The 18,053-nt window shown below is 70.5% G+C and carries 18 protein-coding genes and 1 pseudogene; 7 read left to right on the plus strand and 12 right to left on the minus strand.

Going from position 1 to position 18,053, the window contains the following annotated elements:
• Nucleotides 1-149 precede the first annotated feature (149 nt).
• Both H9L41_RS17575 and H9L41_RS17580 read right to left on the minus strand, forming a co-directional pair.
• Complete coding sequence (locus H9L41_RS17575; RefSeq protein WP_028445261.1) at nucleotides 150-734, minus strand: hypothetical protein; 585 nt, start codon at nucleotides 732-734, stop codon at nucleotides 150-152.
• A 114-nt stretch (nucleotides 735-848) separates the two neighbouring features.
• Nucleotides 849-1,691 carry an AraC family transcriptional regulator gene (locus H9L41_RS17580; RefSeq protein WP_028445262.1) on the minus strand — a complete coding sequence of 281 codons (843 nt, stop codon included), beginning with the start codon at nucleotides 1,689-1,691 and terminating at the stop codon, nucleotides 849-851.
• A 93-nt stretch (nucleotides 1,692-1,784) separates the two neighbouring features.
• Between H9L41_RS17580 and H9L41_RS17585 the strand changes: the two genes are divergently transcribed.
• The 3 genes from H9L41_RS17585 to ubiA all read left to right on the plus strand — a co-directional run bounded on the left by H9L41_RS17585 (nucleotide 1,785) and on the right by ubiA (nucleotide 4,057).
• A complete protein-coding gene (locus H9L41_RS17585) occupies nucleotides 1,785-2,471 on the plus strand; it encodes a substrate-binding periplasmic protein (protein WP_187523511.1) in 687 nt (228 codons plus the stop codon).
• A gap of 111 nt (nucleotides 2,472-2,582) precedes the next feature.
• Nucleotides 2,583-3,179: a chorismate--pyruvate lyase family protein gene (locus tag H9L41_RS17590; RefSeq protein ID WP_028445263.1), complete on the plus strand. Its 597-nt coding sequence runs from the start codon at nucleotides 2,583-2,585 to the stop codon at nucleotides 3,177-3,179.
• Entirely contained in the window at nucleotides 3,176-4,057 is an 882-nt protein-coding gene (gene ubiA, locus H9L41_RS17595; protein WP_028445264.1) for a 4-hydroxybenzoate octaprenyltransferase, read from the plus strand. Before H9L41_RS17590 ends, ubiA begins: the two co-directional genes overlap by 4 nt.
• A gap of 232 nt (nucleotides 4,058-4,289) precedes the next feature.
• On the opposite strand, the gene cueR is transcribed toward ubiA, so the two are convergent.
• From cueR to pnuC, 4 genes are all read right to left on the minus strand, one after another.
• Nucleotides 4,290-4,682 (minus strand): Cu(I)-responsive transcriptional regulator, encoded by a 393-nt coding sequence (cueR, locus tag H9L41_RS17600; RefSeq protein ID WP_028445265.1) that lies wholly within the window; start codon nucleotides 4,680-4,682, stop codon nucleotides 4,290-4,292.
• Nucleotides 4,679-7,156, minus strand: coding sequence for a heavy metal translocating P-type ATPase (locus H9L41_RS17605; protein WP_028445266.1), 2,478 nt, complete (start codon nucleotides 7,154-7,156; stop codon nucleotides 4,679-4,681). Before H9L41_RS17605 ends, cueR begins: the two co-directional genes overlap by 4 nt.
• 274 nt (nucleotides 7,157-7,430) lie before the next feature.
• The gene (locus H9L41_RS17610; protein ID WP_028445267.1) at nucleotides 7,431-7,613 is read right to left on the minus strand and encodes a hypothetical protein; all 183 of its coding nucleotides are present in this window, start codon (nucleotides 7,611-7,613) and stop codon (nucleotides 7,431-7,433) included.
• A 209-nt stretch (nucleotides 7,614-7,822) separates the two neighbouring features.
• Nucleotides 7,823-8,377, minus strand: a complete 555-nt coding sequence (pnuC, locus tag H9L41_RS17615; protein WP_028445268.1) for a nicotinamide riboside transporter PnuC — start codon at nucleotides 8,375-8,377, stop codon at nucleotides 7,823-7,825.
• A 274-nt stretch (nucleotides 8,378-8,651) separates the two neighbouring features.
• Between pnuC and H9L41_RS17620 the strand changes: the two are divergent.
• A pseudogene (locus H9L41_RS17620) lies at nucleotides 8,652-9,157 on the plus strand (O-acetyl-ADP-ribose deacetylase).
• Nucleotides 9,158-9,184: 27 nt separating this feature from the next.
• Here H9L41_RS17620 and H9L41_RS17625 read toward each other — a convergent pair.
• From H9L41_RS17625 to H9L41_RS17650, 6 genes are all read right to left on the minus strand, one after another.
• Nucleotides 9,185-9,847 (minus strand): hypothetical protein, encoded by a 663-nt coding sequence (locus H9L41_RS17625; RefSeq protein WP_157461889.1) that lies wholly within the window; start codon nucleotides 9,845-9,847, stop codon nucleotides 9,185-9,187.
• A 154-nt stretch (nucleotides 9,848-10,001) separates the two neighbouring features.
• Nucleotides 10,002-11,555 carry a DHA2 family efflux MFS transporter permease subunit gene (locus H9L41_RS17630; RefSeq protein WP_028445270.1) on the minus strand — a complete coding sequence of 518 codons (1,554 nt, stop codon included), beginning with the start codon at nucleotides 11,553-11,555 and terminating at the stop codon, nucleotides 10,002-10,004.
• Nucleotides 11,556-11,842: 287 nt separating this feature from the next.
• A complete protein-coding gene (locus H9L41_RS17635; protein WP_051318809.1) occupies nucleotides 11,843-13,009 on the minus strand; it encodes an HlyD family secretion protein in 1,167 nt (388 codons plus the stop codon).
• A 32-nt stretch (nucleotides 13,010-13,041) separates the two neighbouring features.
• Nucleotides 13,042-14,508: an efflux transporter outer membrane subunit gene (locus tag H9L41_RS17640; protein WP_028445271.1), complete on the minus strand. Its 1,467-nt coding sequence runs from the start codon at nucleotides 14,506-14,508 to the stop codon at nucleotides 13,042-13,044.
• Between the two features lie 127 nt (nucleotides 14,509-14,635).
• Nucleotides 14,636-15,112, minus strand: a complete 477-nt coding sequence (locus tag H9L41_RS17645; protein ID WP_028445272.1) for a MarR family winged helix-turn-helix transcriptional regulator — start codon at nucleotides 15,110-15,112, stop codon at nucleotides 14,636-14,638.
• 358 nt (nucleotides 15,113-15,470) lie between these two features.
• Nucleotides 15,471-15,983 carry a hypothetical protein gene (locus H9L41_RS17650; protein WP_034606349.1) on the minus strand — a complete coding sequence of 171 codons (513 nt, stop codon included), beginning with the start codon at nucleotides 15,981-15,983 and terminating at the stop codon, nucleotides 15,471-15,473.
• A gap of 142 nt (nucleotides 15,984-16,125) precedes the next feature.
• On the opposite strand from H9L41_RS17650, the gene H9L41_RS17655 reads away from it, so the two are divergent.
• The 3 genes from H9L41_RS17655 (at nucleotide 16,126) to H9L41_RS17665 (ending at nucleotide 17,909) form a co-directional block, all read left to right on the plus strand.
• Nucleotides 16,126-16,662, plus strand: coding sequence for a DUF4142 domain-containing protein (locus tag H9L41_RS17655; RefSeq protein ID WP_028445274.1), 537 nt, complete (start codon nucleotides 16,126-16,128; stop codon nucleotides 16,660-16,662).
• Nucleotides 16,663-17,105: 443 nt separating this feature from the next.
• Nucleotides 17,106-17,558, plus strand: coding sequence for a PA2169 family four-helix-bundle protein (locus tag H9L41_RS17660; protein WP_028445275.1), 453 nt, complete (start codon nucleotides 17,106-17,108; stop codon nucleotides 17,556-17,558).
• 96 nt (nucleotides 17,559-17,654) lie between these two features.
• A complete protein-coding gene (locus tag H9L41_RS17665) occupies nucleotides 17,655-17,909 on the plus strand; it encodes a hypothetical protein (protein WP_028445276.1) in 255 nt (84 codons plus the stop codon).
• The last annotated feature ends 144 nt before the right edge of the window (nucleotides 17,910-18,053 follow it).

The following is an 18,053-nucleotide window of genomic DNA, read 5'->3' on the forward strand; positions in this document are numbered from 1 at the left end:
CAGACGCTGTGGACGACGCGTAGGCGCGGCTTCAGCCGCGAATGGCGGCAGTCATGCGTCCACCATTCGCGGCCGAAGCCGCGCCTACCTCGCCGGCCTGCGCCGTACCGCGTACCGGCCAGCGGGAGCGCCGCCCAGAGGCGCCGCGCTCAGCCGAAGCCGTGGCCGTCGCCGCCGTGCTTGGCGTTGAAGGAGTAGGTTTCGAAACGCAGGTTGAACGAGGAGTTCACGCCGCGGCGGTCGTCGAAGGCCAGGTTCTGGCCCGGCGTGGTCAGGTTGCCGAAGGTCGTCGTCAGCGCCAGGCGCTTGGCCTGGCCCTGGCCGGGGTAGTCCTTCTCCTTCTGCGCGACCCGGCGGTTGATGTAGTTCCTCGAGCCCTTCTGGTAGTACTCGGCGGCCGACAGCTTGTGGCCCAGCTGCACCTGGCGCACGTTGCGACCGCTGTTCTTGGTCTTGTAGGTGGCGCCGAGGTTGAGCCAGGTATGGCTGTTGGTGCCGGACTTGGCCTTGACCGACCAGTTCTTGACGTCGCGCAGCTCGGTCAGCGTCGGGTTGGGATGGAAGGCCCCCTGGTACTTGGCCTTGTTGTTGGCGGCGTAGCGCTTGAGCACGCCGCGCGCATGGCTGCTGGTGAAGCTCGATCCGTGCGAGGGGATCAGCGCGGCGCGGCGGCCGCCCGACGGGATCCACTCGGCGTCGTCCTTCTTGATCTTCTTCGATTGTCTGCTCGGCATACGTCTCCTCCTGGCACGGTGACCGGCTCCGGCGCCGGTCCGGTCATCCTAGACCAGCCCGTCCGATATGCCAGCGCCATGAGGTATCGCGTCGCCCGTCCCTGGGAGCAGCCGTCAGGCACCGCCGCCCGCCAGCCGGTATTGCCCCGGCGTGATGCCGAAGGCGCGCTTGAACTGGCGGCCGAAGTGGGCCTGGTCGGCGTAGCCGAGCTGGGCGGCGACCTCGGCCAGCGGCAGCCGGCCCGCCAGCAGATTCTTGGCGCGCGCCAGCCTGAGCTGGTTCTGGTAGGCATGCGGCGGCAGGCCGAGCCGCTCGCGGAACACCCGGTTCAGGTGCCAGGGACTGAGGCCGACCTCGGCCGCCAGCGCCTCCAGCCCGAGGTTGTCGGCATGGCGCTCGCGCAGGATGGCCTGGGCGCGGGCGACCGCGTCGCGGCCCTGCCAGCCGGCCTCCGGCCGCGCCAGGCCGCGCGCATGGCGGCGCAGCAGGAGGCCCATGGCGGCATACCAGCGGCTCTCGCGCTCGAGCAGGCTGGCGCTGCCGCTCAACGCCAGGTGCAGCTCGCGCAGCGGCTGCACCATGGCCGGGTCGTCCACCACCGCCTGCGGGAAATACGGCGTGCCGCCCTGCCAGCCGTCCATCGATTCGCAGATGCGGCGGATCAGCGCCTGGTCGGGATAGAACACCCGGTAGCGCCAGCCCTCGTCGGCGGCGCGGCTGCCGGTGTGGACCTCGTCGGGATTGACGATGGCCAGCGTGCCGACGCCGGCGCAATGCTCGGCGCCGCGGTAGCGGAAGCGCTCGGCGCCGGCCTCGATCAGCGCGATGCAATAGCCCTCGTGCACGTGCGGCGCGAATTCGTGGGCGTAGTAGTGCGCGTTCAAGAGCTCCAGCCCGGCGAACTCGGCCGGGCGGTGGTAGTGGACGAACTCGCGGATCGGGGCGGGCTGGGACATGGACCGTCGATTCTAGGCCCGGCCGGCCGACGCGCCCAGTGCGGGTAAACGCGCCGGTTTTGGCATCGCGGCGCGAGCGGTTATGCTGTTTGGATGACTGGCCGTTTCTTCTTCCCGTTCGCGCTGCTGCTGGCCGCGCTGGCCGCCTGGCCGGCACCGAACGCGGCCGGGACGCCGGCCGCCGGGACGCCGATCGTGATCGGCGCCGAGGACGACTGGTACCCGTACTCGGCACTGCGCGACGGCAAGCCGGTCGGGCTGGCGGTCGACCTGGTCGCGGCCGCCTTCCGCCGCGCCGGCGTGGCGGTCGAGCTGCGGCCGCTGCCCTACGCGCGCTGCATGCAGCTGGCGCGGCAGAGCAAGATCGCCGGCTGCTTCGACACCCTGCGCAATCCGCGGCTCGAGCCGCTCTATCGCTGGCACGCGGTACCGCTGTTCAGCGCGCGCATCCTGATCTACGCCAGCACCGACCGGCCGGCCGAGACGGTCGGCTACGAGACGCTGGTCGGCAAGCTGATCGCGGTGACCAACGGTTATGACTACGGCGAGCGCTTCGACGGCGACATGCGCATGCGGCGCGACCCCGGCCTGCGCGACATCGACGCGCTGCGCAAGCTGGCCGCCGGCCGGGTCGACTACGCGCTGGTCTACGAACAGGTGGCCAACGCGCTGCTGCGCGAAGACCCGGCGCTGGCCCGCCGCATCCGGCCGGTCGGCGTGCTGATCGCGCCCGACATCTACCTGTCGTTCGCGCCGGCCTACCCGGCATCGAGGCGCTGATCACCCGCTTCGACACCGGCCTCGCCGCGCTGCACCTGTCGGGCGAATACGGCCGCATCGAGGCACGCTGGCAGGGCTTCCGGCCGAGCCGGCGCGATTGACGCGCACGGCATGCCGGCCGCGCCGCTCTGGCATAATCGCGGCTTTTCCGCCCTGCCCGACCGCATGCCGCACATCGCCAGCCATCGCTGGGGCCAGCCTGCCTGCCGCGCACCGCGCGCGCTGCGGCCGTGGCTGACCCACACCGGGTCGCTCACCGCCAGGCTGATCGCACACTTTCCCCGCTTCCGCGTCCGCCTCCTGCGCCAGCGCTGGGGCCAGCCCAACCGCGACGAGTTGCGCGCGCTCGGCCTGCGCCGCAGCGAGCGCGCGGTGATCCGCGAGGTGGTGCTGATGAGCGGCGACACGCCCTTGGTGTTCGCCCACTCGGTGATGCCGCGCCGCGCGCTGTTCCACGGCTTCGGCCGCCTGCGCCGGCAGGGCACGCGCTCGCTCGGCGCCACGCTGTTCGCCGATCCGCGCATCCGCCGCAGCCGGCTGGCCTACCGCCGCGTCGACAAGCGCCACCCGCTGCATCCGCGCGCCGCGGTCGCCGTCGGCGCGCTGCCGCCGCGGCTGTGGGCGCGCCGCTCGCGCTTCGAGCTGGGCCGTTCGCGCATCCTGGTCACCGAGGTCTTCCTGCCCGCCGTCACCGAGTCCACGCCATGAACCTCGCCGCCCTCAAGGACAAGCTGAGCCAGTACGAGAAGCTGATGCGGCTGGACAAGCCGATCGGCATCCTGCTCTTGCTGTGGCCCACGCTGTGGGGACTGTGGATCGCCGGCTACGGCCGGCCGGACTGGCTGATCGTGTGGATCTTCGCGCTCGGCACGCTCTTGATGCGCTCGGCCGGCTGCGTGATCAACGACTACGCCGACCGCGACTTCGACGGCCACGTCGAGCGCACGCGCAACCGGCCGCTGGCGGCCGGCAAGGTGTCGGGCAAGGAGGCGCTGATCCTGGCCGCCGTGCTGGCGCTCGCCGCGCTGGCGCTGGCCTGGCCGCTCGACCGGCTGGCGCTGCAGATGTCGATCCCGGCCGTGCTGCTGGCGGCCAGCTACCCGTATACCAAGCGCTTCCTGCCGATCCCGCAGGCCTACCTGGGCCTGGCGTTCAGCTTCGGCATCCCGATGGCCTTCGCCGCGATCCAGGGCAAGGTGCCGGCGGTGGCCTGGTGGCTGGTGCTGTGCAACCTGTTCTGGGTGGTGGCCTACGACACCGAATACGCGATGGTCGACAAGCCGGACGACCTCAAGATCGGCATCAAGACCAGCGCGATCACCTTCGGCCGCTTCGACGCCGAGGCGGTGATGGTCTGCCACGCGGTGTTCGTGCTCGGCATGGGCGCGATCGGCTGGTCGCTGCGGCGCGGGCTGTGGTGGTACGCCGGCCTCCTGGTCGCCGCGATCCTGATGGCGCTGCAATACCGCCAGATCCGCGGCCGCGACCGGCAGAAATGCTTCCAGGCCTTTCTCGACAACAACTGGGTCGGGGCAGCGATGTTTGGCGCGGTGGTACTCGATTACCGGTTTCCGCTGAACCTGTAACGCGGCGGGCACGATGCCGCGGCGCCGTGGCAACGCAATGTAGGTCGGGCTTTATGCCCGACGGCGCCGCCGATCGAGATCGCTGTCGGGCATAAAGCCCGACCTACAACCCCATCCAGGCATGGCGCCCTGTAGGCGCGGCTTCAGCCGCGAATGCCGCTCGTTCCACCGTCGCCATTCGCGGCTGAAGCCGCTCCTACAACACCTCTCGGACCGAGGATCGCGGCGCCATCTATTCGCGCGCCGCCAGCTCGTCCAGGATCGGGCAATCGGGCCGCGCGTCGCCGCAGCAGCCGTCGGCCAGCGCCAGCAGCGTGTCGCGCATGCCGGTCAGCGCGCGGATCTTGCCGTCGAGCTCGGCGATATGCGCCTCGGCCAGCCGCTTGACGTCGGCGCTGGCGCGGCCGCGGTCCTGCCACAGCGACAGCAAGAGCGCGATCTGCTCGAGCGAGAAGCCGAGATCGCGCGCGCGGCGGATGAAACGCAACAGATGCACGTCGCGCTCGCCGTACTGGCGATAGCCGGCCGCGCTGCGTGCGCTCTCGGGCAACAGGCCGATGCCTTCGTAGTGGCGGATCATCTTGGCCGTCACGCCGCTGGCGGCCGCCACCTCTCCAATATTCATCTGCCCTTCCCTCCCGCCGGCCGCCAGCGCCGCAACAACAGCGCATTGCCCACCACGCTCACGCTCGACAGCGCCATCGCGGCGCCCGCCAGCACCGGGCTCAGCAGGCCGAAGGCGGCCAGCGGGATGCCGACCGCGTTGTAGACGAAGGCCCAGAACAGGTTCTGCCGGATCTTGTTCCAGGTCCGCCGCGACACCTCGAGCGCGTCGGCCACCCGGGCCGGATCGCCGTGCATCAGCGTGATGCCGGCCGCCTGCATCGCCACGTCGGTGCCGCCGCCCATGGCGATGCCGACGTCGGCCGCGGCCAGCGCCGGCGCGTCGTTGATGCCGTCGCCGACCATCGCCACGCAGCGCCCTTCGGCCCGCAGCGCGGCGACCCGCTCGGCCTTGCCGGCCGGCAGCACGCCGGCTTCGACCCGCGCCAGGCCCAGCTCGGCCGCCACCTTGGCGGCGGCGCCGGCGTTGTCGCCGGTCAGCAGGGCGACCTCGATGCCGGCCGCCGCGAGCCGCGCGACCGCGGCGCGCGCGCCGGGCTTCACCGCGTCGCCGAAGGCCAGCAGGCCCAGCAGCGCGCAGTCGCGTTCGCGCGCCAGCCAGGACACGGTGCGGCCGGCGGCCTCGAACGCCGCGGCGGCGGCCTGCAGGGCATCGAGCGCGATGCCCCGCTCGTGCATCAGCCGCGTATTGCCGAGCAGGTAGGCCTCGCCGTCGGCCTCGCCGCGCAGGCCGCGGCCCGGCAGCGCCTGCAAGGACTGCGCCGCGGCGGGCGCCAGGCCTAGCTCGGCGGCGGCCCGGCCGACCGCGCGCGCCAGCGCATGCTCGCTGCCGGCCTGCAGCCGCGCGGCCAGCGTCAGCGCCGGCAGGTCGAAAGCGGCTGCCGGAACGCCGGCCGCCGGAATCCCGGTTGCCGGGTTGCTTGCCCCGGCGTCACCGGCCGCCGGGCCGTTCGCCGCGGGATCGGCCGCGGCCGGGCCGGCCGGCGCGATGCAGGCCAGCAGCACCGGCTTGCCCTCGGTCAGCGTGCCGGTCTTGTCGAAGGCCACCGCGTCGACGCGATGCGCGCGCTCGAGCGCCTCGGCATCGCGGATCAGGATGCCGTGGCGCGCCGCCACGCCGGTGCCGACCATGATGGCGGTCGGCGTGGCCAGGCCCAGCGCGCAGGGACAGGCGATCACCAGCACCGCCACGGCGTGGATCACGGCGGCCTCGAAGCCGGCGCCGGCCAGCCACCAGCCGGCCAGCGTCGCCAGCGCGATCGCCAGCACCACCGGCACGAACACCGCGCTGACGCGGTCGACCAGCCGCTGGATCGGCGCCTTGGCGGCCTGGGCGTCGACCACCAGCCGGACGATGCGCGCCAGCACCGTCTCGGCGCCGACCGCGCTGCAGCGCAGCAGCAGGCGGCCGTCGCCGTTGACCGCGCCGCCGGTCGCGCGGTCGCCGACCTTGCGCGGCACCGGCACGCTCTCGCCGCTGAGCAGGCTCTCGTCGAGCGCGCTCTCGCCGTCCACGATCTCGCCGTCGACCGGCACCCGCTCGCCGGGCCGCACCACCACCAGGTCGCCGACGCGCACGGTCTCGATCGCCACCTCGCGCTCGGCGCCCTCTTGCAGCAGCCGCGCGGTGGCCGGCCGCAGCGCCTGCAGCGCCTCGATCGCCGCCGCGGTCTGCCGCTTGGCGCGCGTCTCCAGCCACTTGCCGAGCAGCACCAGCGTGATCACCGCCGCCGAGGCCTCGAAATACAGCGCACCGCCGCGCCACAGCGCATGCAGGCTCAGGCCGAAGGCGGCACTGGTACCGATCGCCACCAGCAGATCCATATTGCCGCTGCCGGCCCGCGCCGCCAGCCAGCCGGCGCGGTAGAAGCGGGCGCCGAGGACGAACTGCACCGGCGCGGCCAGCGCCAGCTGCAGCCAGCCCGGCAGCATCCAGTGGATGCCGAGCGGCATCAGCAGCATGGGCAGCACCAGCGGCAGCGACAGCACGGCGGCCAGCGCCACCGGCCACCACGGCGCGGCCGGCCGCGGCGCCGTGGTGGCCGCATCGGGCGGTCGCCGGGCGCTGTAGCCGGCCTTCTCGATCGCGGCCAGCACCGCATCGAGCGGCATCCCGCGCCACACGCGCAGGCTGGCGCGCTCGGTCGCCAGGTTCACCGCGACCGACTCGACGCCGGGCACCCGGCCGACCACCTTCTCGATGCGGGCCGCGCAGCTGGCGCAGGTCATGCCGCCGATCTCCAGCTCGACCGGCTCGGCCGGCACGCCGAAGCCGGCCTTCTCCACCGCGGCGCGCAGCTCGGCCGGCGCGAGCGGCTGCGCCAGCGTCACGGCGGCGGTCTCGGTGGCCAGGTTGACCTGCGCGGCAGCCACGCCGGGCAGGCGGCCGAGCACCTTCTCGATGCGCGTGGCGCAGCCGGCGCAGGTCATGCCCTCGATCGGGACGGTGAGCGTGGGGTGGGACGGGGCGTTCATGGCGGATTCCCGGTGAGGCGACGGCATCAGCTTGCACCTTGCCATGATGGGAAGGTCAAGCGCCAGCCGTTCGGGTCCAGCACCGACGCCAGGCCCTCGATGTAGGAGCGGCTTCAGCCGCGAACGGGTTCCCGCATCGCTGCAGTCCATTCGCGGCTGAAGCCGCTCCTGCACGGCGCGGTCCAAGGCCGGCGCCAGCATGCGCATCGGCAAGCATCCACCCACGAAAAAGGACCCGACTGGCGGGTCCCTTCTCGGCGGCATCGGCGTGCGATCACGCCTTGGCCGGCTTCACCTGCTTGTGGGCCTTGGCCTTGTGATGGACCTTGTGCGCGACCTTGTGGGCCGCCGGCTTGGCGGCGCCCGGCTGGGCGACCGGCGCCTCGCCGGCGAAGGCGGGCAGGCTCAGGCCGCAGGCGATCAGGGCGGCGGTGGCGAGGGTCTTGGCGGTATGCATGGAAAGCTCCTGGTGCGTGGTAAGCGGGCGGATTGCCCACACTGCCCATAACGCCGCCACCGGCGGGCGCGACGACAGGCCGGGCGGCGGAAAATCGTAACAATCTGCAACAGGGGGCCGGCCTGGCATCCACCACTGACCGGCCGTACACCGCGTCGAGACCGGGTGCGGCGCTGCATCAGGCGATGGCGGACCATCCGGAAACCGCACTATCGCAATTCGCGCCGCCAGCGCCGCAGCCCGTACCAGGCGTTGATCCAGTACGCCGCATAGAGCGCCGCCGTGAAGTAAAGCCCGCGCGAGAGATAGAGCGGCACGGCGATGGCGTCGACGACCAGCCAGGCGTACCAGGTCTCGATGCGGCGGTTCATCAGCAGCAGCTGGCCCAGCGCGCTGACCGCCAACACCGCCGAATCGACGAAGGGCGCGTAGGCATCGGTGAAGCGGTGCAGCAGCAGCCCATAGCCGGCCGTCACCGCCAGCGCGGCCAGCACAGCGGCCGCCAGCCACGGCCGCGGCGTACGGCGCACCGGCAATTGCGCCCCCTCCCCGCCGTGCAGCCATTGCCACCAGCCGATCAGGCTGGTGACGATGAAGAACAGCTGCAGCGTGGCGTCGGCATAGAGCTGCTTGCCGTAGAACACCCAGACGAACAGCACGCTGCCGATCAGGCCGACCCACCAGTTGTGCGGGCTGTTGCGGGCCGACAGCCAGACCGAGGTGGCGAAGATGGCGTTGGCGGCGATTTCGGCGGGGGAGGTCATCGGTTTGCGGCTCCTGGGTATTCGCGGCGCCGGCGCTGTACGGCCGGATCGCATGAAACGGCCTCGATGGCCGATCAGGATCCCGGCGGAGCTGGCAGGCAGTCGGACGCCGCAGTCCAGTCAGCCTGACTTGGCTCCGCGGAAGAACGCCACGGGCTCGAACCGGGCTGCCTGCTGCCGCTCCAAGACGAAAACCCGGCCGCGGCGGCGATCCGCCTGCCGGCCGCGACGCGGCGCCGATCGCGCAGCCACTTTTCTGGACTGGAAACCCGCCATGCAGTTGCACGCCGTCCAAGCCGACATCACCACGCTGGCCGTCGACGCCATCGTCAACGCCGCCAACCGCTCGCTGCTCGGCGGCGGCGGGTCGACGGCGCGATCCACCGCGCGGCCGGGCCTGAACTATTGGTGGCCTGCCGCGCGCTGAACGGCTGCAGGACCGGTCAGGTCAAGCTCACGCCGGGCTTCCGCCTGCCGGCCAAATACGTGATCCATGCCGTCGGGCCGGTGTGGCACGGTGGTGGCCAGGGCGAGGCGGCGCTGCTGGCAGATTGCTATCGCAACAGCGTCACGCTGGCGATGGCGCAGGGCTGCGCCAGTTTGGCTTTTCCGGCGATCAGTACCGGCGTCTATGGCTATCCGGTGGAGGCGGCGGCGGAAATCGCGATCGCGATCGTGCGCGCAGCCGCTATGGAACCGCTTGCCGAGGTGATCTTCTGCTGCTTCTCGGCGGCCGATCACATGCTTTATCAGCGGTTGCTCGGCAGATTGCCGCGCTGAGCGATTTCCTGGCCCGCTTCGAAGCACTCATTCGACGATCAATCTTGCTTTCCCCGCCCGCAATCCATTGCGAAACTTCTTGGCCCAGTCCGATGCGGGCTCGAGAGTCAGGTAATAATCGATCTGCTCGAGCGCCTTATCGTTCTGCCCTTGGTACAGATAGGCAAATACCAGGCCGCGCTCGACTTCGGAATTGACTTTCGGCTGAAAAATCAGTCGCAATCTCAGCAGGCTTTTCTCTCCAAGCGGGGCATATTTCGGATTGACCGAGAGATAGAAATACGAAGCGACGAAATGGCAGCTGACGGAATCCGGATATTTCGCCAGACACTGCTTGATCGTCGTGTCGGCAGCCTCCGCCGCACCCGCGACTTCAAGATTGTGGCCTTGCCGATATAGATCACCAAGCAATGCCAGGTTCTTTTCCGCAGCAGGCTCGGCCGCTTCCAATCGCCATGCGCTTTGCAGCGCATGACGCCATTCCCGATATATCCTTTCACGCTCTTCGTCCGACGAAAAGTGCGTAGGCCAGCTACCGATATGGCCATTCAGATTGAATATGCTTTTCTCAATTTCAGCGGCTGTTGCATCCGCTCCATCAGCAGCAGGCGTCGGCATCGGATAAGCCGCGGCGGCATGCATGCTGGCCGGAAGCAGAAAAATAGCGAAAAGCCCATTCATATATTTCATCATTTCGCCTGGAAAGGTGAATCCGGGCAGGAGTGTCGCATGCGTAAAAGCACCGACGCCATATGAAACCGGCCGAGCACCTCCGCAAGCGTAAAAGGCCACGCTCGGTGGCGTGGCCTTTCATATCGCATGCCGGGCTTGAGGTGTTGACCGATCAATGCGCCCCGCCCGCATCCGCCGCAGCCCCACCCGGCGCCTTGTTCGGCTTGGTCAGCCACAGCAACCCGATCAGCAACACGAACAAGCCGCCCGAAATCCAGAAGAAATCATCGGCCGCCAGCGTGAACGACTGCACCGTGATGGTCCGGTCCAGCGCCCCCAGCGCCTGCTGCGGATTCAACCCGGCGCCGGCCAGATTACCTAATGCCTGCTGCGCCGCCGGATCGAACGCCGTCACATGCTCGGTCAGCCGCGCATGATGATGCGCCGCGCGGTTTTCCCACACCGTGGTGGCCACCGAGGCACCGAAGGCGCCGAAGGTGATGCGCACGAAGTTGGCCAGGCCCGAGGCGGCCGGGATGCGGTCGGGGGTCAGGCCCGACAGCGTCAGCGCGGTCAGCGGCACGAAGAAGGTGGCCATCGCGGCGCCCTGCAAGAGCTGCGGGAACACGATCTGGCCCATGTCGCTGTCGGTGCTGAAGCCGGCGCGCAGGAAGCAGACCGCGGCGAATACCGCGAACGAGAAGCTCGCCACCCAGCGCACGTCGAGCCGGTGGATGTTCTTGCCGATCACCGGCGACATCAGCAGCGCCAGCACCCCGATCGGCGCGGTGACCAGGCCGGCCCAGGTGGCGGTGTAGCCCATGTACTGCTGCAGCCACAGCGGCATCAGCACCACGTTGGCGAAGAACAGGCCGTAGCCCAGCGACAGCGCGGTCACGCCGACGCTGAAGTTGGCGCGCGAGAACAGCTTGAGATCGACGATCGGGTGCTTCTCGGTCAGCTCCCATACCAGGAAGAAGGCGAAGGCGACCAGCGCCACCACGCCCAGCAGCACGATCTCGCCCGAAGCGAACCAGTCCAGTTCCTTGCCCTTGTCGAGCATGATCTGCAAGGCGCCGACCCACACCACCAAGAGGCCTAGGCCGACCTTGTCGATCGGCAGCCGGCGCGTCGGCGACTCGCGATGGCGCAGCAGCGTCCAGGTCAGCCAGGCGGCGAACAGGCCGGTCGGGATGTTGATGTAGAAGATCCACGGCCAGGACAGGTTGTCCGACAACCAGCCGCCGAGGATGGGACCGAGCACCGGCGCCACCATGGTGGTCATCGCCCACATCGCCAGCGCCAGGCCGGACTTGGCCTTGGGGTAGCTCGCCAGCAAGAGCGCCTGCGATAGCGGGATCATCGGCCCGGCCACCGCGCCCTGCATGACGCGGAAGGCGATCAGCATTTCGAGGCTGGTGGCCATGCCGCACAGCAGCGAGGACAACACGAACAAGAGGATCGAGGTGACGAACAGCTTGACCTGGCCGAAGCGCTGGGTGAGCCAGCCGGTCAGCGGCACCGAGATGGCATTGGCCACCGCGAACGAGGTGATGACCCAGGTGCCCTGCGAGGGGCTGACGCCGACGTCGCCGGCGATCGACGGGATCGACACGTTGGCGATGGTGGTGTCGAGCACGTTCATGAAGGTGGCCAGCGACAGGGCGATGGTGGCCCAGACGAGCTGGCTGCCCTTGAGGGGCGGGAGGGGTTGCGGGCTGCTCATGGCGGGCTCCGGTGTGGGGCTTTTTGAGTGACGGTGATGCGGTATGCGAAGACCGTGATGAACGTGGCCAGATGCCGCGGCGGCAGGCTTTCCCTTCTCCCGCCGCGCGGGAGAAGGTGGCCCGCAGGGCCGGATGAGGGCTGTTCTTCGTAGAACCAACCCTCACCCCCCAACCCCTCTCCCGCGCGCGGGAGAGGGGCTATCACACCACTCCGCATCGGCCTATGAGCCGCGCATGGGCAATGAGGGCTCTTTCAGACGCAATTGGCCAAACGCAGCACGTCGAACTACTGCCCCGCCTCCGCATTCAGCACCGCCGCCGCCTTGCCCGCGGCGGTCTTGATCAGCCCGTCGAACACCCGCGTCTCGGCCACCGGCGCGGTGCGGCGCACGCTGGCCAGCTGCGGGCCGCTCTTGTCGTGGGTCTCCACCTCGGCCCGCATCGACAGGCCGACCCGCAGCGGATGCTCGGCGATCTCCTTGGCGTCGAGCGCGATGCGCACCGGCAGGCGCTGCACCACCTTGATCCAGTTGCCGGTGGCGTTCTGCGCCGGCAGCAGCGAGAAGGCCGCGCCGGTGCCGGCGGCGAAGCCGGCCACCTTGCCGTGGTAGACCACCTCGTCGCCGTAGACGTCGGCGCGCAGCGTCACCGGCTGGCCCATGCGCATGTCGCGCAGCTGGCTTTCCTTGAAGTTGGCGTCGACCCACAGCTGGTCGAGCGGCACCACCGCCATCAAGGGCGCACCGACGCCGACGCGCTGGCCCGGCTGGGCCGCGCGGCGGGCGACGAAGCCCGACACCGGCGCCGGCACCGTGGTGCGCGACAGCGCCAGTTGCGCCTCCTTCACCTTGAGCGCGGCACGCTGCACGTTGGGGTGGCTCTTGGGCGTGGTGCGGGCGATCAGCGCCTGGTTGGCGGCCAGTTGCTCGCGTGCGGCCTGAACGCCGGCCTCGGCGGCCTTGAGCGCGTCGCGCGCATGCTGGATCTCCTCGCCCGCCACCGCGCCGGTGCCGGCCAGCGCCTGGCGCCGCTGCAAGTCTTGCTTCGCGCGGGCCAGGTCGGCCTCGCGCAGCGTCACGGTGGCGCGCAGGGTGCCGTCGTTGGCGTACAGCGTGCGCGTCTCGCGCACCGTCTGGCCGAGCTGGACCTCGGCGGTCTCCAGCGCCAGCTGGGCGTCGGCGGCGTCGAGCACCACCAGCGGCTGGCCGGCCTCGACGAAATCGGTGTCGTCGGCGGCGATGGCGACGATGGTGCCGGCAGTCTGCGGCGTCACCTGCACCACGTTGCCGGCGACGTAGGCGTTGTCGGTCTCGACGTAGTAGCGGCCGTGCGAATACCAGTAGACGCCGTAGGCGACGGCGGCGAGGCCGAAGGCGCCGGCCAGCGCCAGCAGCAGCGGTTTGCGGCGGCCGTTCTCGGCGGCCGGGGCTTGGGTCTGGGTGGGGGTGGTCATGTTGGTGCTCCCTGTGGGTTGCCCGGCGCCGCTCAGCGCGCCGCCGTCTTGTCTTGGATGTCGGAACGGGTGCGGTCGGATCGGGCCGTGAAGCCGCCGCCCAGCGCGCGGTTGAGGTCGACCCAGGCCAGCCGCTCGCGCGCGGCCAGCTCGACGCCGCTGCGCTGCTGGGCCAGCAGGCGGTCTTCCACCGCCAGCACCGCCAGCTGGTTGCCCAGGCCCTGGCCGTAGCGCGCCTCGGCGATGCCGTAGGCCTCGCGCAGGTCGGCTTCGGCGCGCTGCTGCTCGGCGCGCTGGCGGGCCACGCCCTGGCTGGCGGCGACCGCGTCGGCCACCTCGCGGAAGGCGTCGACCACCAGGCCGTTGTATTGCGCCGCGGCGGCGTCGAAGTCGGCCTGGCTCACCTTGAGGTTGGCGCGCAGCCGGCCGCCGTCGAAGATCGGCAGGCGCAGCGCCGGACCGATGCCGGCGATGCGGCTGCCGCCGTCGAACAGATTGCCCATGCCGAGCGACTGCAGGCCGACGAAGCCGACCAGGTTGACGTTGGGATAGAACAGCGTGCGGGCGGCGTCGATGTCGCGCAGCGAGGCCTCGATCCGCGCCTGCTGGGCGGCGATGTCGGGCCGCCGCGCCACCAGCTCGGCCGGCAGGCTGGCCGGCACGCCGACCGCGCCGGCCGGCGCCATCCGGGGCCGCGCCAGCGCCTCGCCGCGGGCGGGACCGGCGCCGGTCAGCGCGGCGATCTGGTTGCGCAGCAGCGCGATGCGCTCGCGGCTCGCCTCGATCTCCTGCCGCATGGTGGCGACGCCGGCGGTGGCGACCTTGGCGTCGCTCTGCGCGTCGAGCCCGGCCTTGACCCGGCGGGCGCTCAGCTCGGCCACCCGCTCGCGCTGGCGCAGCGTGGCGGTCAGCAGGTCCTGGCCGGCGTATTCGCGGTCGAGCTGCACCCAGGCGCGGGCCAGGCCGGTCGCCAGCGCCAGCCGCACCGCCTCGGCCTCGAAGCCGGCGGCGCGGCCGCGGCTCAGCGCGGCGTCGAGCTCGGCGCGGTGCTTGCCGAAGAAGTCGAGCTCCCAACTGCCGTCCAGCGCCAGCCGGCCGCTGTCGCGCACGCTGCCGGCCAGCGGCGCCGGCTGCATGTAGTTCTCGCTGAAGCGCTGGCGCGATACGTCGGCGCTCAGGCCGAGCTGCGGGCCGCCATTGGCCTCGCTCAGGCCGGCCAACGCCTGCGCGCGGGCGATGCGGGCCTGCGCGGCGGCGAGGCCCGGCGAGCCGGCCATCGCCTCGTCGACCAGGGCGTCGAGCGCCGGATCGCCGAGCGCCTGCCACCAGCGCGGCATCGGCCAGGCGGCGGCCGGCGCCTGGCCCAGCGTGGCACCGCCGGCCAGCGCCGCGGCGTCGATCGGTTTCCCCGTGGTCCGGCTGTCGCCCATGCTGGCGCAGGCGCTCAGCACGGCGGCCGCCACGAGCGGCAGGATCAGTTTGAGAGGTCGGTGGCGCATGGTGCGGGCTCCTGTATTAACCACACTGCTTATACTGTTACTGCCCTAGCACTAACTGCCTAGACAGCAATATAGATAAAATAATCGGGAACCTCGGGTTCCCGTCTAGCGGGCGCGCGGCGCCGGCTCAATCGGCCGGCGGTTGCTGCGGCGTGGTCGGCGTGTTGGCGATCATCCGGTGCAGCATGTCCTTGAGCTGGGCGAATTCCTCGGCGCTGAAGCCGTCGAGGAAGGTGTTGAGCACCTTGACCACCGCCGCGATCATGGCCGGCATCAGCGCGCGGCCGGCATCGGTCAGCTCGAGCTTCACCAGCCGGCGGTCCGCCTCGCTGCGCACCCGGCGCAGGAAGCCCTTTTCCTCGAGCCGATCGACCATCCGGGTGGTCGAGCCGGTGTCGGTCAGGTTGCAGCGGCTCAGGTCGGCGGCGGTCTCGGCCCGGCCGTGATAGACCAGCATCAGCGCCTTCCACTGCGGAAAGCTGATGCCGGTCGGCGCCAGCTCGGTGTTGAGCGTGTCGTGCAGCCGCACCTGGACCTGGTTGAGCAGAAACCCGAGGCTCTCGCCCGACGAGTAGGTGTCGACATGGTAGAAGGATGCGGCCAACGGAATCTCCCGGTTCAAATCACTGCCTGAGCAGCATTCTACATAAAATTCGCTGCCATGCCAGTGATTGATGCGGAAGGCGACGAGCGGCGGGTGAGGGGTGAGTGGAAGGCGTAACCCCATCCCCTCCCAACCTCCCCTTGAAGGGGAGGAGCGGGGCGCATCGGCCGGGACGATCAGCGATCGTTCAGTCGTCGCCGACCGACCCCCTCCCTTCAAGGGGAGGGCCGGGGTGGGGATGGGGTTACGCCTCACGCCTCACGCCTCACGCCTCACACCTCACACCTCACACCTCACACCTCACACCTCACACCTCACACCTCACACCTCACACCTCACACCTCACACCCCATCAGTCTCAGCGCCGCCCATCGTTCTCGCGCGATTTCTCGTTATTGACCTCGTCGTCGCGCAGCGCATGGCTGCTGACGCCGAAGAAATGCTCGGGCGCGACGCGGCTGTCGTCGGTGCGCAGCACCTTGTTCTCGATCAGCAGCCGGCCGTACTTCTGCACCAGCACCGCACCGTAGCGTTCGGCCACCTCGGCCACCGCCTCGGTCTGCGCCTCGGCCGGGGCGAACACCACCAGGAAGACGTGGCCGTCGCGCGCCAGCCGCGCATGCATTTCCACCTGGTCCAGCTCGGAACCGAAGGTCGCCATCAGGCCGCGGTTGGCTTCGGCCCGATCCATCGTGTCGAGCCATTCATCGGCTTCGAACGCGGTCAGGTCCTCGTCGCCGAAACCCTGGCCGGCCAGCACGTGCATGACCTGGTCGCGCGTGTCGGCGGCACGGAATGCCAGCACCAGGTGGCCCACCGGCTTGAATACGCCGAAACTGGTCGGAATATGGGTCTTGCTCATCTTCTGCATGATGTCCTCCATCGGGGAGCGGGGATGCCGCAAGGCTTTGACTCCCGCAACCCTGCAGGATTCAGGCCCGTTCGGCGCAGGAATGCCGCTTGCTCCTGTCGCGAGGCCACTCCACCAGCCCCATCAGCCGGGAAACCGCGCCATGCCCACCTCCGCCCTCGTCCGCGTCTTCCCCGCCCTGCTCGCCCTCGCGCTGGCGGCCGCTCCGCTCCAGGCCGGCGGCCTGCGGCTGCAACCCAACGACGAGGAATTCGTGCTGCGCGCCATCGAGCGCGGCGAAGCCGAGGCCGAAGCCAGCCGGCTGGCGCGGCAACGCACGCAGGATCCGGCGCTGCGGGCGCTGGCACGGCAGATCGAAACGGCCAGCGCCGAGCGCGTCCGCCGCCTGCGCCAGCTGGCGCGGCAGGAAGGCATGACGCTGCCGCGCCGCGCGCTGCCCAGGCCGCAGCTGGCCTCGCTGCGCGGCTTGCAGGACGGCGACTTCGACCGCGCCTACCTCGAGGCCATCGCGCTCGATTCGCAGCGCACCGAGCTCGACCGCCATCTGCAGCAGGCCGACAGCGGCGTGAACCCAGTCCTGCGCCGCCAGGCGCGCCGTGCCGTGCCGGTGCTGGAACGGCAGGTGGCCGAGGCGCAGCGGCTGGCCGAACAGGCGGCGCAACGCCAGGCGCGCGACTGAAACCGTCGGACCGGCCGCGGCCCGGTCCGCTGCTTCGCACCGGCGTGTAAAAGTTTCCCGCCCCGGTGAGATTTCTTACGCAACTGGCCGCGGCGACCAGCCCGGTTTTTCCATCCTCGCCGACCGGGCGCACTCAGCGGACTCGTATCAAGCAAATCGACCGCTACAGCCGCAGGCCGGGCTTCGGCCTGACTGCGCCGGCCATCGAACCCACCGCCGGGCCGGCACCCGCCCGACGGGCGCGGCACGACGCCGCAGAAACGATCGGGACAAAAGGAAACGGCCCCATGCATGGGGCCGTTTCGACGCTCGCCGGAGGGGGAAACGAGCGGGGCCGCGGGGCCCGGGATCAAGGTACGCACGGCGCATGCCAGGCCGGCTGGCCCGAAACCTGCTGAGCTCGGGTCCAGACCCACTCTCTTCACGAGGAAGGAAACGCCATGATGAACGACTCCGAAATCGTCGACACCCTCAACACCCTGCTCGAAACCAGCCGCGACGGCGAACTCGGCTTCGAGAACTGCGCGCGCTACGTCGAAGCCACCCAGCTCAAGACGCTGTTCTCGCAGCGCGCCACCGAGTGCCACAGCGCGGCCAGCGCGCTGGGCCAGCTGATCACCCAGTACGGCGGCAAGCCCGACGAGGACGGCACGCTGTCCGGCGCGCTGCATCGCGGCTGGGTGAACGTGCGCGGCGCGGTGACCGGCCAGGACGACGTCGCCATGCTCGAGGAATGCGAGCGCGGCGAGGACGTCGCCAAGGCGCGCTACCGCAAGGCGCTCGAACAGCCGCTGCCGGAGCCGGTGCGCGCCATCGTGCAGCAGCAGTACGACGGCGTGCTGCGCAATCACGACCAGGTGCGCAGCCTGCGCGAGCAGTACCGCGCCGCCAACTAGCGTCACCGGCCGCGACGCGGCGGGCGGCGCCACCGGGCACCCGCCGCGAGCGGCCCCGCGGCCGGCAGCGTTGCCGGCCGCCCCCGGGAGCCCGCCATGAAAAGAATCCACTTCCTGTTCCTGGCCGCCGGCGTCGTCACGCTCGGCGCCTGCGGCCCGCTCGACGGCCCCGATGCCGTGCTGCCGCCGGCCGCCCTGATGGCCGACGACCCCGAAGCCGCCGCGACCACCCTCGCCTACGGCCAGGCCCATCTCGCGCTGGCCGGGCCGCCCGAATCGTGGGCCGCGACCCGGCCCAAGCTGGCGGCGCGCCCGGTTCAAATCGCCGCCGCGGCGCCGCATGAGGATTGAACGCCGCGCCTGGAAGGGATTCCTGCCCTTTCAACGTCCCAGTACGAAAGGGCTTATCACTTGGCAAAAGATGCCTGATGCCAATAGCCCTCTTCCATGCACGGGAGAAGCGCCCGGCAGGGGATCAATGCCCTTAAGTCGAGC

It is taken from the genome of Chitinimonas koreensis (genome assembly GCF_014353015.1).
Taxonomy (GTDB): domain Bacteria; phylum Pseudomonadota; class Gammaproteobacteria; order Burkholderiales; family Chitinimonadaceae; genus Chitinimonas; species Chitinimonas koreensis.

What these genes read in the sequence shown, in the direction of transcription:
- H9L41_RS17575 (WP_028445261.1), bottom strand. Translation starts at nt 734, where the DNA reads ATGCCGAGCAGACAATCGAAGAAGATCAAGAAGGACGACGCCGAGTGG.
- H9L41_RS17580 (WP_028445262.1), bottom strand. Translation starts at nt 1,691, where the DNA reads ATGTCCCAGCCCGCCCCGATCCGCGAGTTCGTCCACTACCACCGCCCG.
- H9L41_RS17585 (WP_187523511.1), top strand. Translation starts at nt 1,785, where the DNA reads ATGACTGGCCGTTTCTTCTTCCCGTTCGCGCTGCTGCTGGCCGCGCTG.
- H9L41_RS17590 (WP_028445263.1), top strand. Translation starts at nt 2,583, where the DNA reads ATGCCGGCCGCGCCGCTCTGGCATAATCGCGGCTTTTCCGCCCTGCCC.
- ubiA (WP_028445264.1), top strand. Translation starts at nt 3,176, where the DNA reads ATGAACCTCGCCGCCCTCAAGGACAAGCTGAGCCAGTACGAGAAGCTG.
- cueR (WP_028445265.1), bottom strand. Translation starts at nt 4,682, where the DNA reads ATGAATATTGGAGAGGTGGCGGCCGCCAGCGGCGTGACGGCCAAGATG.
- H9L41_RS17605 (WP_028445266.1), bottom strand. Translation starts at nt 7,156, where the DNA reads ATGAACGCCCCGTCCCACCCCACGCTCACCGTCCCGATCGAGGGCATG.
- H9L41_RS17610 (WP_028445267.1), bottom strand. Translation starts at nt 7,613, where the DNA reads ATGCATACCGCCAAGACCCTCGCCACCGCCGCCCTGATCGCCTGCGGC.
- pnuC (WP_028445268.1), bottom strand. Translation starts at nt 8,377, where the DNA reads ATGACCTCCCCCGCCGAAATCGCCGCCAACGCCATCTTCGCCACCTCG.
- H9L41_RS17625 (WP_157461889.1), bottom strand. Translation starts at nt 9,847, where the DNA reads ATGAAATATATGAATGGGCTTTTCGCTATTTTTCTGCTTCCGGCCAGC.
- H9L41_RS17630 (WP_028445270.1), bottom strand. Translation starts at nt 11,555, where the DNA reads ATGAGCAGCCCGCAACCCCTCCCGCCCCTCAAGGGCAGCCAGCTCGTC.
- H9L41_RS17635 (WP_051318809.1), bottom strand. Translation starts at nt 13,009, where the DNA reads ATGACCACCCCCACCCAGACCCAAGCCCCGGCCGCCGAGAACGGCCGC.
- H9L41_RS17640 (WP_028445271.1), bottom strand. Translation starts at nt 14,508, where the DNA reads ATGCGCCACCGACCTCTCAAACTGATCCTGCCGCTCGTGGCGGCCGCC.
- H9L41_RS17650 (WP_034606349.1), bottom strand. Translation starts at nt 15,983, where the DNA reads ATGCAGAAGATGAGCAAGACCCATATTCCGACCAGTTTCGGCGTATTC.
- H9L41_RS17655 (WP_028445274.1), top strand. Translation starts at nt 16,126, where the DNA reads ATGCCCACCTCCGCCCTCGTCCGCGTCTTCCCCGCCCTGCTCGCCCTC.
- H9L41_RS17660 (WP_028445275.1), top strand. Translation starts at nt 17,106, where the DNA reads ATGAACGACTCCGAAATCGTCGACACCCTCAACACCCTGCTCGAAACC.
- H9L41_RS17665 (WP_028445276.1), top strand. Translation starts at nt 17,655, where the DNA reads ATGAAAAGAATCCACTTCCTGTTCCTGGCCGCCGGCGTCGTCACGCTC.